Origin of the sequence: Yersinia rohdei ATCC 43380 (assembly GCF_000173775.1) — a bacterium.
GTDB lineage: Bacteria > Pseudomonadota > Gammaproteobacteria > Enterobacterales > Enterobacteriaceae > Yersinia > Yersinia rohdei.
Genome location: NZ_ACCD01000011.1, coordinates 59,800 through 76,463 on the forward strand (window position 1 = coordinate 59,800; position 16,664 = coordinate 76,463).

Sequence of the window (16,664 nt, forward strand, 5' to 3'; positions counted from 1 at the left end):
TCTCCTTAACGTTTGGCTTGCCAGATTCGCTGTTGGTAATCGCGAATTGAACGGTCAGAACTGAACATCCCTACCCGGGCAGTGTTAAGGATGGTACGGCGAGTCCATTCATCCTTATCGCGGTACAGGGTATCGATTTGCTTCTGAGCCTGACAATATGAAGCAAAATCAGCCAATACCAGATAAGGGTCGCCCCCTTCCAACAAGCTATGCAGCATCATGTCAAATGCGTGTTTATCACCGTCGCTGAATGCCCCGCTGGCTAATTCATCCAGAATACTCTTCAGGTGTTTATCAGTTTTCAGATATTTTTTCGGCTGATAGCCTTTGGCCAGAATGGCTTTCACTTGCTCAACAGTATTGCCGAAAATAAAGATATTCTCATCGCCTACTTGTTCAGCAATTTCTACGTTAGCACCATCCAATGTGCCCACGGTTAGTGCCCCATTCAGGGCCAATTTCATATTACCGGTACCGGAGGCTTCTTTACCGGCGGTTGAAATCTGCTCAGACACATCTGCCGCTGGGATCATCAATTCCGCAACCGAAACACGGTAATCTGGGATAAAGACCACTTTCAGGCGATCTTTTACGATCGGATCATTGTTGATCTTCTCAGCGGCCTGATTAATAGCATAGATTATATTCTTGGCTAAATAATAACCCGGCGCGGCCTTCGCCCCAAACAGGAAAACACGCGGAACCATATCCAAGTTCGGATTGTCACGAATCTGGCGATATAACGAAAGAATGTGCAACAGGTTCAAATGTTGGCGTTTATATTCATGTAACCGCTTGATCTGCACATCAAAGATGGCATCCGGGTTAATGGTTATCCCCATTACGCGCTTAACATATTCAGCCAACTTAACTTTGTTGTCATATTTGATTTGCTGATAGCGCTGGCAAAAGGCTTTATCCGCGATAAAAGGCTCAAGCCCCGCTAATGCATCTAAATCATTCGCCCATTCTACTTTTAGCGTGTCATCAATCAGAGTAGAGAGTGCCGGGTTACATTGCTTCAACCACCGGCGCGGGGTAATACCATTAGTAACGTTATGGAATTTATTCGGCCATAATTGGTAGTATTCAGGGAACAAGTCTTTGATAACCAAATCAGAATGCAACTGTGCTACGCCATTGACGGCAAAGCCGCTGACGACACATAAATTCGCCATCCGCACCTGTTTATCATGGTGCACTGCCAGCTTGGCCCACACCTTGTCATCCCCCGGCCATTGTTTGGCGACCAACTTCTTAAACTGCGCATTGATCTGCTTGATGATAACAAAATGGCGTGGCAGCAAGCTGCGCACCAGTTTTTCATCCCAGCACTCCAGCGCTTCTGGCATCAGAGTATGGTTGGTATAGGCAAAGGTTTTGCTGGTGATAGCCCAGGCCGCATCCCAATCTAGCTGATGCTCATCCAGCAACACGCGCAGCATTTCAGGAATGGCGATAGTTGGGTGGGTATCATTCAGCTGAATCACTTCATAGTCTGGCAATTCAGCTAATTTACGGCCGGCCAGGTGGTGTTTTCGCAAGATATCGGCAACAGAACAGGCGCACTGGAAATATTGCTGCATCAACCGCAGGCGCTTGCCGGCCAGATGATTATCATTCGGATATAATACTTTGGTCAGTTTTTCTGCTTCAACACCCTTTTGTTCTGCCAGCAGGAACTTTCCGTCATTAAAGTTTGTTAAATCAAATGGATGCTGATGGGTCGCCTGCCATAAACGCAACGGCTGAGTGACACCATTGCGAAAACCTAGCACCGGTAAATCCCAAGCTTCACCACGAATGCTAAAGTCCGGACGCCACAATTGGCGGCCATCGGCCTGTTTCTCCAGCTTGCCACCAAAACCGACATCTACCGCCAGGGCGGCATTGTGGCGGAACCACGGGTAGCTCTCGCGCTGCCAATTGTCCGGCGCTTCCTGTTGTTTACATTCACTGAAAGATTGGCGGAACAAACCGTATTGATAATTCAGACCATAACCGGTGGCCGGTTGCTCAACTGTCGCCATTGAATCCAGGAAACAGGCCGCAAGACGCCCTAAGCCGCCATTACCCAATGCCGGGTCGGTTTCCTGCTCCAGCAGGTCACTCAGGTTAATCTGCTGTTCAGCCAGCAGAGCCTCCACTTGGTCATACCACCCCAGGTTAATCAGGTTATTTGCCGTTAAACGACCAATTAAAAACTCCATCGAAATGTAGTTAACATGGCGCTGTACCTTTTTGGTTTTACCTGGCGCGGGCTGAGCCGCTAACTGCTCAGCTAAAGCTGCGCTAACCGCTTCCCACCATTGGTGTTGGGTCATTTGCTGAGCAGAGGTTAAGCCAAAGCGCTGCCACTGGCGGGTCAGTGCGGCCAGAAAATCGTCCTTTTTAAGCATAGGCTGTGACATAGGGAAGTCTCTATCCTGTGAGTTGGGTAATTTTACCCTTATCCTGCCAATGAGCGCGGACAAGAGCATCATCCTGCCAGGGGCTTAGCTGGGGATGAGTTGCAGGGCGTAGCTAAAATTGTGATCCGGTGCAACTTACAGCCATAGGAAACATTATCTTTATTGCATTAATATGGCTGTTATCAGACCTTAGCAGTGCTGATTAATTACGAGGCTAAAAATAATTACTCTTATGAATGCCTGTAACATTTCACTACAAATGGACATAACAACCGTCAGGACGTCTTTTCACCGGATCTCTTTTAAACCGGACACAGTATGCTGATCCCCTCAAAACTAAGCCGCCCGGTACGGCTGCAAAATACCGTGATACGCGACCGTCTGTTGGTTAAGTTATCCGGTGTAGCAAATTATCGCCTGACATTAATAAATTGCCCAGCTGGGTACGGTAAAACCACATTGATAGCGCAGTGGGCCGCCGACCAGTCTGATCTCGGCTGGTATTCTCTGGATGAAAGTGACAATCAGCCGGAACGTTTTGCCAGCTATCTGATTGCCGCCGCCCAATTGGCCACCGGCGGTCATTGCAGTAAAAGTGAAGCGCTGAGCCAAAAACATCAATACGCCAACCTTTCTGCTCTGTTTGCACAATTATTTATTGAGCTGTCTGATTGGCACGGCCCGCTTTATCTGGTTATTGATGATTACCATCTGATTACCAATGACGCCATTCATGAAGCAATGCGGTTTTTCCTGCGCCATCAGCCAGAAAATTTAACCTTAATCCTGCTCTCCCGCACCTTGCCACCTCTGGGTATTGCTAACCTGCGGGTGCGCGACCAGTTGCTGGAGCTGGGGATGCAACAGTTGGCATTTAATCATCAGGAAGCCCAGCAATTCTTCGAATGCCGCTTATCTGTGCCACTGGAACAAGGTGATAGCAGCCGGCTCTGTGATGAGGTTGAAGGTTGGGCGACGGCGTTACAGCTGATCGCGCTATCCTCACGTCAGCCAAACTCCTCGGCACAAAAATCGGCAAAACGTCTGGCGGGGCTGAATGCCAGCCATTTGTCAGATTATTTGGTTGATGAGGTGCTGGATCAGGTTGATAGTGATTCCCGCGCCTTTCTGCTGCGCTGCTCAGTATTACGTTCCATGAATGATGCGCTGATTGTCCGCCTGACCGGTGAAGATAATGGTCAGCAGCGGCTGGAGGAATTAGAGCGGCAAGGATTATTTATTCATCGCATGGATGATAGTGGCGAATGGTTCTGTTTCCATCCATTATTTGCCACTTTCTTACGTCAGCGCTGCCAATGGGAATTGGCTCTGGAACTCCCGGAATTACACCATGCCGCCGCTGAGGGCTGGATGGCGCTGGGCTATCCCGCCGAAGCTATTCACCACGCATTGGCCTCCGGTGATGTCGGTATGCTACGTGATATTTTGCTGCAACATGCTTGGGCGCTGTTTAATCACAGCGAACTGGCGTTGCTGGAACAATGTTTGGTCGCGCTGCCTTATTCTTTATTGGTACAAAACCCTGAACTGGCATTATTGCAGGCCTGGCTGGCGCAAAGCCAACATCGCTATGGTGAAGTAAATACCCTGCTTGAACGGGCAGAATCGGCCATGTTGGACAGGAAAATCCCTATCGATGAGATTTTACGCGCTGAATTTAATGCGCTGCGCGCCCAGGTTGCTATCAATGCTGGCAAACCGGATGAAGCAGAAAAACTGGCGGCAGATGCACTGAAAATTCTGCCGATGGCTAACTTCTACAGCCGGATTGTCGCCACCTCTGTCACCGGAGAAGTTCACCATTGCAAAGGGGAGCTTAGTCGCGCGCTGCCGATGATGCAGCAAACTGAACAAATGGCTCGCCGCCACGAAGCCTATCACTATGCATTATGGGCTTTATTGCAACAAAGTGAGATTCTGATTGCTCAAGGATTCCTGCAAGCGGCCTATGAGACCCAAGATAAAGCCTTTGAATTAATTAATGAACAGCATCTTGAACAGTTACCAATGCATGAATTCTTGCTGCGTATTCGCTCTCAGGTGCTTTGGTCATGGTCACGGCTGGATGAAGCCGAAGAAGCCGCGCGCAAAGGGATTGCAATATTAGTTAACTACCAGCCACAGCAACAATTACAGTGCCTGGGGATGTTGGCAAAATGTTCTCTCGCCCGTGGGGACTTGGATAACGCCAATATGTATATTCAGCGCTGCGAGGCGCTACAACACGGCAGCCAGTATCACCTCGACTGGATAACCAATGCTGACAAACCACGGGTCATTCACTGGCAGATGACCGGAGATAAAGTCGCGGCAGCTAACTGGTTACGTCAGGCGGAAAAACCAGGGATGGCCGATAATCACTTTTTACAGGGTCAGTGGCGTAATATTGCCCGAATACAGATTATGTTGGGCCGCTACAATGAAGCAGAAGTGGTACTGGATGAGCTCAATGAGAACGCCCGCCGCCTGCGACTAACCAGTGACCTTAATCGTAATCTATTGTTAAGTAACACACTTTACTGGCAAACAGAACGTAAAAGTGAGGCGCAAAAAACGCTGATTGAATCACTATCATTAGCTAATCGTACCGGTTTTATCAGCCACTTTGTTATTGAAGGTGAAGCCATGGCACAACAGCTGCGGCAACTGATTCAGCTAAATGCCTTACCCGAGTTAGAACAGCACCGTGCCCAGCGGATCCTCAAAGACATTAATCAGCATCATCGGCATAAATTCGCCCATTTTGATGAGATATTCGTCGATAAGCTGCTAACTCACCCACAAGTGCCGGAATTAATCCGCACCAGCCCGTTAACTCAACGCGAATGGCAGGTACTGGGGCTGATTTACTCCGGTTACAGCAATGATCAAATCGCCGGTGAACTCGATGTTGCCGCCACCACCATTAAAACCCATATCCGCAATTTGTATCAAAAACTGGGTGTCGGCCACCGTCAAGAAGCGGTACAGCAGGCGCAACGTTTATTGCAGATGATGGGATATGTTTAAGTCGCAGGGCGAATACGCCCTGCTTTTTATCTGTTCTATAATGATGAGTTAGCTCTTTAGATTAGAATATTTTCGCTCATATCGATGGTCTTCCCACAATATTCATGAAGAATATTAATATTGCGTATCTCTTTTTTAATTCTTTCTCTTTCTATTTTTACTTCTTCACCCACAAAGTCACTTTCTTTTTCCCTCAGTCCATTAACAATCAAATCAATATATTTTATTCTTTCTTCTGGATTATCAGAGGCGTGTTTTTTAGTAATTATATTTCTTTTAATCGCATCTAAATTATTAGAAATCAAACCAGCCTGTTGCCGATCAAATGCAATATCAATTTCATTATTATGAAGTAACGCTGCACTCTTTAATATATCGCTTAAATGTTGAGAAGTAGACCCGGCACTTCCCTCGCCTGAGGTTATTTCAACCCCCATCATTCTTATGATGTTATTATATTGGACTAATAATTTTAGTTTTTTTATTTCTGTCAACATTGACTCAATATAAACATGTCGCTCTTGTCGATCATAATGCCGGCAGTCCCCTTTTAGGATAGCATTTAATTTACCATCAATATTTGTCATCACATTAGTTAGTTCAGAATATGGACAAAGGGTAAAGTGATTATTAATCTTGAAGTTACTAGCATTCGCATTTGTTTGCGCACTATATTCAGCACGAGCACTCATTATTAATTGATGATCAGCTCCTTTTAGGGATATATCTAATCGAGAATGACCATCAACTCGAAAAACAAACCGTTCAATCTCACTGGTGTATATATTAGTCATTAGAAACGCATTATAACTTTTCTTATCATATTCATTTGCAATTAACCACTCATCAATAAGTATAATTACCTCATGCTTAATGAAAGCTTCTCTGGATATTTCACTATATACTTTACCATTTTCATAGGTAGAATAACCATTACTTGCTTTATCAGTCACTTCATAAATATTAAACACTGAATTTTCCATTATTTCTTTATCTGCTATTGTGAGCCAGCACTGTTCAGGTTCTATTTTTAAAAATTTACCATTGCAAACTATCTCCAGATTTTTTATCTTCTTATCATCGTTTTCGTAATGAATAAAAAAACTCATGCTGTTTTTTATTTTATCCGGCAATAGCTTATCAAAAATAGTTAATATTTCTATTGGGCTATGTGCTAGATGATTTTCATATAGGTACTTATTCAGATCAGATAGTGCATGACTTTTTGTATCAAGAAACAATAACTTTCTTACGAAATCTATAATAGCCTCTTTAATCGTCAATTGAGGTTTAAAAGTCTCTGGACTATTTTGAAGGGAATTTATGTCATTCATATTTAACTTGTGGTTGGCAAAATACCCGGTTGTTATGTCACCCATAATAAACGCCTCTGAGTCTATTTCATATAAGACTACCCTTCACACCTAAAAATTCTTTTGTAAACCCCCTTAATTTATAAAATAGAAACATCGCGTGTGATAAGCATAACCCTATATAACTTGTTGGTTTTTATTAACCAAAAATCGCTTACAATGACGTATAAATATGACTCACCTGTATTAGGGCAAAAAAATGGAACAGTTTGAGACAATCAGTGTTGAGCAGGCACATACCCGCTTGAAAGAAAACCAGGCAGTGTTAGTTGATATCCGCGATCCACAAAGTTATGAGGCCGGACATGCGCCAGAGGCATTCCATCTGACCAATAGCAGCTTACATTCCTTTATGCAGCAAACCGATTTTGAGCAGCCGGTGATGGTAATGTGCTACCACGGCAACAGCAGCAAAGGTGCGGCGCAATATTTGCTCCAACAAGGCTTTGAAGCGGTTTACAGTATTGACGGTGGTTTTGAAGCTTGGGCCAAAAGCTATCCACAAGAAATTATGCATGAAAATACCTAACCTTTATTGCTCGCTGATAGCCAGCCATTCGCCACGAGCAGCCTAATTGTGATATTTTTAAGCGCGTTGATTGCATTAATAATGCCGATGCCCAAAGTCATTACAGGTGCAGCCAGGCAGCAAGAGAACGAATCCCGCTGAACGTATTCAGGTTAATGATTCGTGAGTGAATGTAGCTAACAACCCTGCGGCTGCATGCCGGTGGGAAACAGACGGTAATGGGCAAAATGATTCGTGTAATCGCAATATCTAATCTACGTCTGGCGCAAGCTTTTGTAGATTATATGGCCACCCGCAATGTGGCTCTGGAAGTAAAACCCGATACTCAAGGTGCCGAGATTTGGCTGGCCGATGATGAGCAATTGCCCTTGGTACAGCACGAGCTGGAACAATTTTTACTGGACCCGCTCAATCCGCGCTATCAGGCCGCCAGTTGGCAATCGGGTAATCTGCATTCTAATTTGCCTTACCAGCGTTTTTCCTACCTCCAAACTATTCGCAGCCAAGCAGGGCCGCTGACCTTGGGTGTCATGGTGCTGTGTATTGCCGTCTATATTTTGATGCAAATTGCGGGTGATGCCGCGGTAATGTCCTGGCTCGCCTGGCCCCGCGATAGCAGTCAATATCTGCAAGTTTGGCGGTGGGGCAGCCATGCTTTATTGCACTTTTCACTGCTGCATATTCTGTTTAACCTGATGTGGTGGTGGTATCTCGCCGGGCAGATGGAAAAACGGCTTGGCACCGGCAAACTGCTGGTATTAACCCTTGTTTCGGCCTTATTCAGCGGCTGGGGGCAATCGCTGTTTAGCGGTGTGAATTTTGGCGGTCTGTCTGGTGTGGTTTATGCCTTAATGGGCTATGTCTGGCTCACTGGCGAACGCGCACCTGAGCGGGGCATCTCCTTGCCGCGTGGTTTAATGGCGTTTTCTGTTCTCTGGCTGGTTGCCGGATATTTCGATATTTTAGGTTTGTCGATTGCTAATGCAGCTCATATTTCAGGTCTGATTATTGGGTTACTGATGGCATTTTGGGATACGCGCAATAGCGCAAAAACCGCATAATAACTGCCTGCATTCATAGGGCGCATTAGGGGATTATCGTGAAGCAAACGCAGCGACATGATGCAATTATTGAATTGGTACGCCAACAGGGCTACGTCAGCACTGAAGAGTTAGTGGAACATTTTGCCGTTAGCCCACAAACCATCCGACGCGATTTAAATGATTTGGCGGACCAGAACAAAATTCACCGCCATCATGGTGGCGCAGCATTACCGTCCAGTTCAGTTAACGCCGCGTATAACGATCGTAAAGTGATGTGGTCGGAAGAAAAGGCGCGAATTGCTCAACGTGTTGCGAGCCAGATCCCCGACGGCGCAACCTTATTTATCGATATCGGCACCACGCCAGAAGCTGTTGCTCACGCCCTGTTGAATCATAAGGGCCTGCGAGTGGTGACCAATAATCTGAATGTCGCAACATTGTTGACTGCCAAAGAGGATTTCCGGCTGATTCTTGCCGGGGGTGAAGTTCGCACCCGTGATGGCGGGATAATAGGTGAAGCCACACTGGATTTCATTTCTCAGTTTCGTCTTGATTACGGCATTTTGGGTATCAGCGGGATTGATATGGACGGCTCCTTACTGGAGTTTGATTACCATGAAGTTCGCACCAAGCGGGCGATTATCGAAAACTCCCGCTGTGTGATGTTAGTTACCGACCATTCCAAATTTGGTCGTAACGCAATGGTAAATCTGGGGAATATGAATTTAATCGACTACCTATTTACTGATCAAATGCCACCCGCCAGTGTGATGAAGATTATCGAGCAACATGAAGTTCAATTAGAGTTATGTTAGTAGTTCAAGTTTGGTTTTAGTTATCTGGTTTGTTTGATGATTTGCTTGATGATCGGTTCGGTTGTTAAAGCTTCACAGTCCACCTAATCCTGGATGAACCAACCGCCAAAGGGTGCGGGCGCGCACGTCGTGGGCTAGCGATACCTGCGCTAGCGCTTGTGACCCCTTTGGCGGTTGAGGCTGAAGAGCCGAAGTAATTACTAATCCTATATCAACCGACCTTTACGCACCTCCCCCCTATCAGCACACCCAAAGCATCTCAGCACACCCAAACCATCCCACATCCTGATAACAAAACTGTTACCTCCATCACGTGTGAATGTTTTTTTTTGGTTAACTCTTGGCTTGTTTGTTGGTTTTTGATTACAATCATGAGCGAAAACGAACATTAAAGAGCTGTTTCGAACATCCGGAGGAAGTAAGCATGGAAACCAAAGACTTGATTGTGATCGGTGGCGGCATTAATGGTGCCGGTATCGCTGCAGATGCTGCAGGGCGTGGCCTGTCCGTTCTGCTGCTTGAAGCACAAGACTTGGCCTGTGCTACGTCTTCCGCCAGTTCCAAACTTATTCACGGCGGCTTGCGCTATTTGGAACATTATGAATTCCGTCTGGTAAGCGAAGCACTAGCAGAACGTGAGGTTTTGCTGAAGCTGGCTCCCCATATTGCCTTCCCAATGCGCTTTCGCCTGCCCCACCAGCCCCATCTACGCCCGGCCTGGATGATTCGTACCGGTTTATTCTTATATGACCACTTGGGTAAACGTACCAGCTTGCCTGCCAGTAAAGGGCTGCGTTTTGGGCCAGAATCTGTATTGAAGCCGGAACTGGTGCGCGGTTTCGAATATTCTGACTGCTGGGTGGATGATGCGCGCTTAGTGGTATTGAATGCCCAAGAAGTGGTCGAGCGCGGTGGTGAAGTTCGTACCCGAACCAAAGTGACCCGCGCATGGCGTGAACAAGGGCTATGGATGGTGGAAGCCGTTGATGCAAATACCGGCAAAACCATGACCTGGCGTGCTAAAGGTTTGGTCAATGCGACCGGCCCTTGGGTGAAACAGTTCTTCGATGATGGCCTAAAATTGAAATCGCCTTATGGTATCCGCTTGATTAAAGGCAGCCATATTGTCGTCCCACGGGTGCATAATCAGCCACAGGCTTACATCTTGCAAAACGAAGACCACCGCATTGTCTTCGTCATTCCTTGGTTGGACGAGTATTCCATCATTGGCACCACCGACGTGGAATACCACGGCGATCCGAAAGAGGTGAAGATTGATGATCAGGAAATTAGTTATCTGCTGAAGGTGTATAACGACCACTTTAAAAAGCAGCTGGGCCGTGATGATATCGTCTGGACTTATTCGGGTGTCCGTCCGCTGTGCGACGATGAATCAGATTCACCGCAAGCGGTGACCCGCGATTACACACTGGATGTCGCCGATGAAGCGGGTAAAGCGCCACTGTTGTCAGTATTTGGTGGCAAACTAACCACTTATCGTAAATTGGCCGAACATGCGCTGGAAAAACTGTCTGGCTACTATCCGAATATCGGCCCGGCGTGGACGAAAACCGGCGCATTACCGGGTGGTGATATTGGTGGCAACCGTGACACCTATACCGTGCAATTACGCCACCGCTATAACTGGTTACCAGAAGCCCTGGCGCGCCGCTATGCCTGCACTTATGGTAGCCACAGCGAGCTGATTTTAGCGGATGCCAACAGCATCGAAAGCTTGGGTGAACACTTCGGTCACGGCTTGTATGAAGCTGAATTACGTTATTTGGTTGCCAAAGAGTGGGTTGTTGAGCTGGATGATGCCATTTGGCGTCGAACCAAACTGGGCATGACTTTAGATGAGGCGCAAAAACAGCGCGTTGCACAGTGGTTAGCTACCGAACAAGCAGAGAAAAAACAGACACTTTCTTTGGTTTCCTGATAACCACCGCATTAAAAACTATCAATTAAAACCCCCTTTTATCAAGGGGGTTTTTTATTATTGAGTTAGTTGTTACAGCCGGTGAATTGTTACAACCGGTGAATTGTTACAGCTGGCAAACTGTTACAACCGGCAAACTGTTACAGCCGAATAGGCTTAATATGCCAAATATCATTGGCATACTCTTCAATCGTCCGGTCTGAAGAGAAATACCCCATATTGGAAATATTGAGCAAGGTTTTGCGTGTCCATTCATCAGGGTGACGATACAGCGCATCGACTTTATCTTGAGTATCCACATAGCTGCGATAATCAGCCAGCAATTGATAATGGTCTCCCAGATTGACGAGTGAATCAAACAAACTGGTATAGCGATTTGGCTCTCCAGGGCTGAAGGTTCCGGTCGCAATTTGTGTCAATGCCAGATGTAATTCGGGGTCTTCGTCGTAGTATTTCCGCGGGTTATACCCATCATTTCGCAGTGCTTCTACCTGCTCGGTGGTGTTACCGAAGATAAAGATATTATCCTCACCGACATGTTCTCGGATCTCGACATTCGCGCCATCCAAGGTGCCAATCGTCAGCGCCCCATTCAGTGCAAACTTCATATTACTGGTACCCGATGCCTCGGTTCCCGCCAGCGAGATCTGTTCAGAAAGATCGGCCGCCGGAATGATCAATTGCGCCAAACTGACACTGTAGTTCGGAATAAATACCACTTTCAGCAGATTATTAATCCGTGGATCATCATTGATCACCTTGGCTACATCATTGATCAGCCGAATGATTTGTTTTGCATTGTAATAAGCCGAGGCCGCTTTACCGGCAAAAATGACCACTCGCGGCACCCATTTTTCATCCGGTGCTTCAAGAATACGGTTATAACGAGTGACCACATGCAGCACATTCAGCAATTGCCGTTTGTATTCATGAATACGTTTTATTTGCACATCAAACAAGGCTGCGGGGTTCACCACAATATTCAGCTTTTGGGCAATGTAGATAGCCAGCCGTTTTTTGTTCTCCAACTTGGCTTTTTGCAACGCCCGCAAGAAGCTCGGGTAATCAAGATTCTTTTCCAGCTCACTCAATTGACTCAAATCAGTCCGCCAGTTGTGGCCGATACTCTCATCTAACACCGCAGCCAGCGGGCGGTTAGCTAGCCCCAGCCAGCGCCGTGGTGTCACGCCGTTGGTTTTATTGCAGAAACGATTGGGGAAAATACGGGCAAAATCAGCAAACAGCGACTGCACCATTAGCTCGGAGTGGAGGGCCGAAACACCGTTAACTTTATGGCTGGCAATTACCGCCAGCCATGCCATTCGCACCTGTCGGCCATGATTTTCATCAATAATGGAGACCCGTGGCAGTAAATCTGGCTCTCCTGGATATTGCTCCTGCACCAGCTTGAGGAAGTGGTCATTGATATCAAAAATGATTTGTAGATGACGTGGCAAGATCTTGCCAATCATGTCAATTGGCCAGGTTTCTAGCGCCTCGCTCATTAAGGTGTGGTTGGTGTAGGAGAAAACCTGCTGCACCACATCCCAGGCATCCATCCAGCTAAATTTATGCTCGTCGATCAGCAGACGCATCATTTCAGGAATAGAAAGCACCGGGTGAGTATCATTCAGGTGAATAGCAATCTTGTCGGCCAGATTATCGAAGGTTTGGTGCATCGCCCAATGGCGGCTAAGAATATCCTGCACCGTCGCCGACACTAAAAAGTATTCTTGCCGTAAACGCAGTTCGCGTCCGGAGTATGTCGAGTCATCGGGATACAGCACCCGCGATACGTTTTCTGAATGGTTTTTGTCTTCAACCGCCGCGAAATAATCACCTTGGTTAAATTTACCCAGATTGATTTCGTTACTGGCTTGCGCTGACCATAAGCGCAGTGTATTGGTCGCGTCAGTATCAAAACCGGGGATAATTTGATCATAAGCACAAGCAAGGATTTCTTCGGTTTCCAGCCAGCGGGTTTTACTGCCTTCCTGCTGAATTCGCCCACCAAACCGCACTTTATAGCGGGTATTGTGCCGTGGAAACTCCCAGGCATTGCCGTATTCTAGCCAGTTATCCGGCGACTCCATCTGTTGGCCATTAACTATTTTCTGGCTGAACATGCCATATTCATAGCGGATGCCGTAGCCACGGCCCGGCAATGCTAATGTCGCCAGCGAATCCAGGAAACACGCCGCCAGACGCCCTAGCCCGCCATTACCTAAGCCGGGGTCATTTTCCTCTTGCAACAACTCAGATAAATTGAGCCCCATCTCATCCAAAGCCTGTTCGAGATCTTCATAAATGCCCATTGATAACAGAGCATTAGATAGCGTCCTCCCCAAGAGAAACTCCATCGACAGATAGTAAACCTGCCGAACATCTTGTGATAATTGCGCGCGACTAGAACGCAGCCAGCGTTCGACCATCCGGTCTCGCACCGCAAATAATGTCGCATTCAACCAGTCGTGCTGAGTCGCAATTGAAGGGTCTTTGCCAACAATAAACATCAGTTTATAGGCAATGGAATGTTTCAGCGCATCCACACTGACAACGGGTGAGGTATAACTGAACGGTGATGTCATAGCGGTTTCCCCAATTCGTGGTCACAAGCCATCATATTTCTAACTAACCAGCAGCTCAAAGACGTCGATAAAGAGACAGATATTCTGCCGCTGCTACTTGCCAGCCAAAATCCAGCCCCATCGCATGGCGCTGAACATGACGCCAATGTTTTGGCCGGCTCCACAGTACAAAAGCACGGCGTATCGCCTGTACTAATGCCTGCGCATCGCATTCATCAAACACAAACCCCGAGGCGCTGCCATCAGCCAGATTTTCCAGCGCGCAATCCACCACGGTATCGGCCAACCCGCCCGTACGCCGGACAAGTGGCAAGGTGCCATACTTCAAACCATACAACTGAGTTAGCCCACAAGGTTCAAAACGGCTGGGCACCAGAATCACATCCGCACCGGCGATTATTCGGTGAGAAAATGCCTCGTGATAACCAATTTGTACACCAACTTGCCCGGAATAGTCTGCCGCTGCCGCCAGGAATTCCTCTTGCAAAATGGCATCTCCCGCCCCCAATACCGCCAGTTGGCCACCCAATTTAAGCAAATCGGGCAATGCCTCCAGCACTAAATCTAACCCTTTCTGTTCTGTTAACCTGCTGACAACAGCAAAAATAGGTTTCTTCTCCGTCACCTCCAACCCCATCGTGGTTTGCAGATGCACTTTATTCACCGCTTTTTCTTGCAGGTTTTCTGCATTATAGCGGGCATGCAGCAGAGCATCATTTTGTGGGTCCCAAATGTTGTCATCGACACCGTTGAGGATCCCCGTCAAGCGCCCTTGGCTAGCCCGTTCCTGTAGCAGCCCCTCCATGCCGTAACCAAAAGCGGGCTGCGTAATTTCCTTGGCATATGTCGGGCTGACAGTGGTGACATGGTCAGCAAAGAATAACCCGGCTTTCAGGTAGGAAATTTGACCATAAAACTCCAGCCCGTACATTTGGAAAAATGCCGCAGGCAACTGTAACTCAGCCATATGTTTAGCAGAGAATAGCCCTTGGTAAGCCAAATTATGGACGGTAAATACCGAATGTGCTGGTCGGCCACGAGCGGCCAGATAGGCGCAAGCCAGCCCGGCATGCCAATCATGGGCGTGCACCACCTCCGGACGCCAGTATCCATCAAGCCCGCAGGCCAGCTCACACGCCATCCACCCCAGCAAGGCAAAACGGCGATAGTTATCGGCGTAAGCATGCAAAGATTGGTCGTGATAAGGGCTGCCCGCGCGGTCATACAGGCCCGGCGCATCAATCAGATAAATGCCAATCCCTTGATAGTGGCCATAACGTAGAGAAACACGGCCAGCAAAGGTATCAATATCCCGTACCAGCACGGAATCAGGAATACCACGGCGCAAGTCAGGGAAGCTCGGCAGCAAGAGTCTGACATCCGCCCCCTCAGCAATTTGGGCGGCAGGTAAAGCACCGACCACGTCAGCTAATCCGCCTGTTTTCAACAGGGGAAACAGCTCGGAACATACGTGTAAGACCCGCATTCTATCTCCTGATACTTATCTTCCCTTTTTACTCGACGCAGCAGCGGCGTTCATTACTCTCACTCACCCGAATCACTGATTTGTGCCAGTGATTCGGGATAAGTGTGTTTCCTGCCCTGCTGCAACGCCAATTAATTGGGGTATAGGGACACTGACAAAGTAACTATTTTTCCGCCAACTTGGCAAGCATAGCTCGGGTCACTAGCACCACTCCGCTCTCGGAGCGATAAAAACGCGCGCTGTCTTCATCGGCGTTTTCCCCAATAACCATCCCCTCAGGGATTTGGCAAGCTCGGTCAATAATGCAACGGCGCAAACGGCACGAGCGCCCAACATTGACATCAGGCAGTAAAACCGTGGAGTCGATGGTGCAAAACGAGTTCACCCGCACCCGTGGGAACAGCACCGAATGCACCACAACCGAACCAGAAACAATGCAACCGCCGGACACCAGCGAGTTCATGGTCATGCCATGGCTACCAGAGCGGTCTTGTACAAATTTGGCCGGTGGCAGCGGTTCCATATGTGTGCGAATTGGCCAGTTGCGGTCATACATATCCAGTTCCGGTGTCACTGACGCTAAATCAAGATTGGTGCGCCAGTAAGCATCCAGTGTCCCAACATCACGCCAATAGGGCGGCATGTCTGCATTGGATGTCACACAGGAAAGATCAAATGGATGTGCCCAAGCGGCTCTTTGCTCCGTAATTTTCGGGATTAAATCTTTACCAAAGTCATGAGTAGAACCCGGAGTGACCCGGTCTTCTTCTAATAATTTAAATAAGTAATCCGCATTGAAAATGTAGATTCCCATACTCGCCAGCGCCATATCTGGACGCCCCGGCATAGCCGGAGGTTTAGCTGGCTTTTCTAAAAAGGCGGTAATCTGGTATTCCTCATCCACTTCCATCACGCCAAATTCCGTGGCCTCTTTAATCGGCACGGGAATACAGGCGACGGTGCATTCTGCTCCCTTCTCCACGTGGTCGAGCAACATGCGCGAATAATCCATTTTGTAGATGTGATCGCCGGCCAAAATGACAATATATTCCGCACCGTAACGGCGAATAATATCCAAATTTTGATAGACCGCATCGGCCGTGCCTTTGTACCACTGTTCCGTGCTCTGGCGCTGCTGGGCGGGCAATAAATCAACAAATTCGTTCATTTCTTCATTAAGGAATGACCAGCCTCGCTGAATATGCTGAACCAGAGTATGAGACTGATACTGGGTAATAACACCAATACGGCGGATACCGGAATTCAAGCAATTTGATAAGGCAAAATCAATAATGCGGAATTTACCGCCAAAATGTACCGCCGGTTTTGCGCGGGTTGCGGTTAAATCTTTCAGCCGAGAACCGCGTCCGCCTGCCAGAATCAGCGCTACAGATTTATTCGGTAATAATCTGGCTAACATCAGCGGATCTTTATTTTCATACTTAACCAT

The 16,664-nt window shown here is 47.6% G+C and carries 10 protein-coding genes; 5 read left to right on the top strand and 5 right to left on the bottom strand.

The annotated features are described in order from the left end of the window. Positions 1 to 5: 5 nt before the first annotated feature. Positions 6 to 2,411 (bottom strand): maltodextrin phosphorylase, encoded by a 2,406-nt coding sequence (gene malP, locus YROHD0001_RS08790; protein WP_032816913.1) that lies wholly within the window; start codon positions 2,409 to 2,411, stop codon positions 6 to 8. Between the two features lie 318 nt (positions 2,412 to 2,729). On the opposite strand from malP, the gene malT reads away from it, so the two are divergent. Next, positions 2,730 to 5,441 (top strand): HTH-type transcriptional regulator MalT, encoded by a 2,712-nt coding sequence (gene malT, locus YROHD0001_RS08785; RefSeq protein WP_004714729.1) that lies wholly within the window; start codon positions 2,730 to 2,732, stop codon positions 5,439 to 5,441. 56 nt (positions 5,442 to 5,497) lie between these two features. Here malT and YROHD0001_RS08780 read toward each other — a convergent pair whose 3' ends face one another. Next, positions 5,498 to 6,820: a hypothetical protein gene (locus YROHD0001_RS08780; protein WP_032816914.1), complete on the bottom strand. Its 1,323-nt coding sequence runs from the start codon at positions 6,818 to 6,820 to the stop codon at positions 5,498 to 5,500. A 193-nt stretch (positions 6,821 to 7,013) separates the two neighbouring features. Here YROHD0001_RS08780 and glpE point away from each other — a divergent pair, with 193 nt between their 5' ends. The 4 genes from glpE to glpD all read left to right on the top strand — a co-directional run bounded on the left by glpE (position 7,014) and on the right by glpD (position 11,140). Next, entirely contained in the window at positions 7,014 to 7,343 is a 330-nt protein-coding gene (glpE, locus tag YROHD0001_RS08775) for a thiosulfate sulfurtransferase GlpE (RefSeq protein ID WP_004714731.1), read from the top strand. A 227-nt stretch (positions 7,344 to 7,570) separates the two neighbouring features. Then, positions 7,571 to 8,404 carry a rhomboid family intramembrane serine protease GlpG gene (gene glpG / locus YROHD0001_RS08770; RefSeq protein ID WP_032816934.1) on the top strand — a complete coding sequence of 278 codons (834 nt, stop codon included), beginning with the start codon at positions 7,571 to 7,573 and terminating at the stop codon, positions 8,402 to 8,404. A 38-nt stretch (positions 8,405 to 8,442) separates the two neighbouring features. Further along, positions 8,443 to 9,201: a DeoR/GlpR family transcriptional regulator gene (locus YROHD0001_RS08765; RefSeq protein ID WP_004714734.1), complete on the top strand. Its 759-nt coding sequence runs from the start codon at positions 8,443 to 8,445 to the stop codon at positions 9,199 to 9,201. Positions 9,202 to 9,625: 424 nt separating this feature from the next. After that, the gene (gene glpD / locus YROHD0001_RS08760) at positions 9,626 to 11,140 is read left to right on the top strand and encodes a glycerol-3-phosphate dehydrogenase (RefSeq protein WP_004714735.1); all 1,515 of its coding nucleotides are present in this window, start codon (positions 9,626 to 9,628) and stop codon (positions 11,138 to 11,140) included. 140 nt (positions 11,141 to 11,280) lie between these two features. Here the strand turns inward: glpD and glgP are convergent, their stop codons facing one another. The 3 genes from glgP to glgC all read right to left on the bottom strand — a co-directional run bounded on the left by glgP (position 11,281) and on the right by glgC (position 16,664). Next, the gene (glgP, locus tag YROHD0001_RS08755; protein WP_004714737.1) at positions 11,281 to 13,728 is read right to left on the bottom strand and encodes a glycogen phosphorylase; all 2,448 of its coding nucleotides are present in this window, start codon (positions 13,726 to 13,728) and stop codon (positions 11,281 to 11,283) included. Between the two features lie 55 nt (positions 13,729 to 13,783). Beyond that, a complete protein-coding gene (gene glgA / locus YROHD0001_RS08750; RefSeq protein ID WP_032816916.1) occupies positions 13,784 to 15,214 on the bottom strand; it encodes a glycogen synthase GlgA in 1,431 nt (476 codons plus the stop codon). A gap of 163 nt (positions 15,215 to 15,377) precedes the next feature. After that, the gene (glgC, locus tag YROHD0001_RS08745; protein WP_004714739.1) at positions 15,378 to 16,664 is read right to left on the bottom strand and encodes a glucose-1-phosphate adenylyltransferase; all 1,287 of its coding nucleotides are present in this window, start codon (positions 16,662 to 16,664) and stop codon (positions 15,378 to 15,380) included.

Excerpts from the sequence above, each read along its gene's own strand:
- glpE (WP_004714731.1), top strand. The coding sequence starts at position 7,014 with ATGGAACAGTTTGAGACAATCAGTGTTGAGCAGGCACATACCCGCTTG.
- glgC (WP_004714739.1), bottom strand. The coding sequence starts at position 16,664 with ATGGTTAAGTATGAAAATAAAGATCCGCTGATGTTAGCCAGATTATTA.
- glpG (WP_032816934.1), top strand. The coding sequence starts at position 7,571 with ATGATTCGTGTAATCGCAATATCTAATCTACGTCTGGCGCAAGCTTTT.
- glpD (WP_004714735.1), top strand. The coding sequence starts at position 9,626 with ATGGAAACCAAAGACTTGATTGTGATCGGTGGCGGCATTAATGGTGCC.
- glgP (WP_004714737.1), bottom strand. The coding sequence starts at position 13,728 with ATGACATCACCGTTCAGTTATACCTCACCCGTTGTCAGTGTGGATGCG.
- malP (WP_032816913.1), bottom strand. The coding sequence starts at position 2,411 with ATGTCACAGCCTATGCTTAAAAAGGACGATTTTCTGGCCGCACTGACC.
- glgA (WP_032816916.1), bottom strand. The coding sequence starts at position 15,214 with ATGCGGGTCTTACACGTATGTTCCGAGCTGTTTCCCCTGTTGAAAACA.
- YROHD0001_RS08780 (WP_032816914.1), bottom strand. The coding sequence starts at position 6,820 with ATGGGTGACATAACAACCGGGTATTTTGCCAACCACAAGTTAAATATG.
- malT (WP_004714729.1), top strand. The coding sequence starts at position 2,730 with ATGCTGATCCCCTCAAAACTAAGCCGCCCGGTACGGCTGCAAAATACC.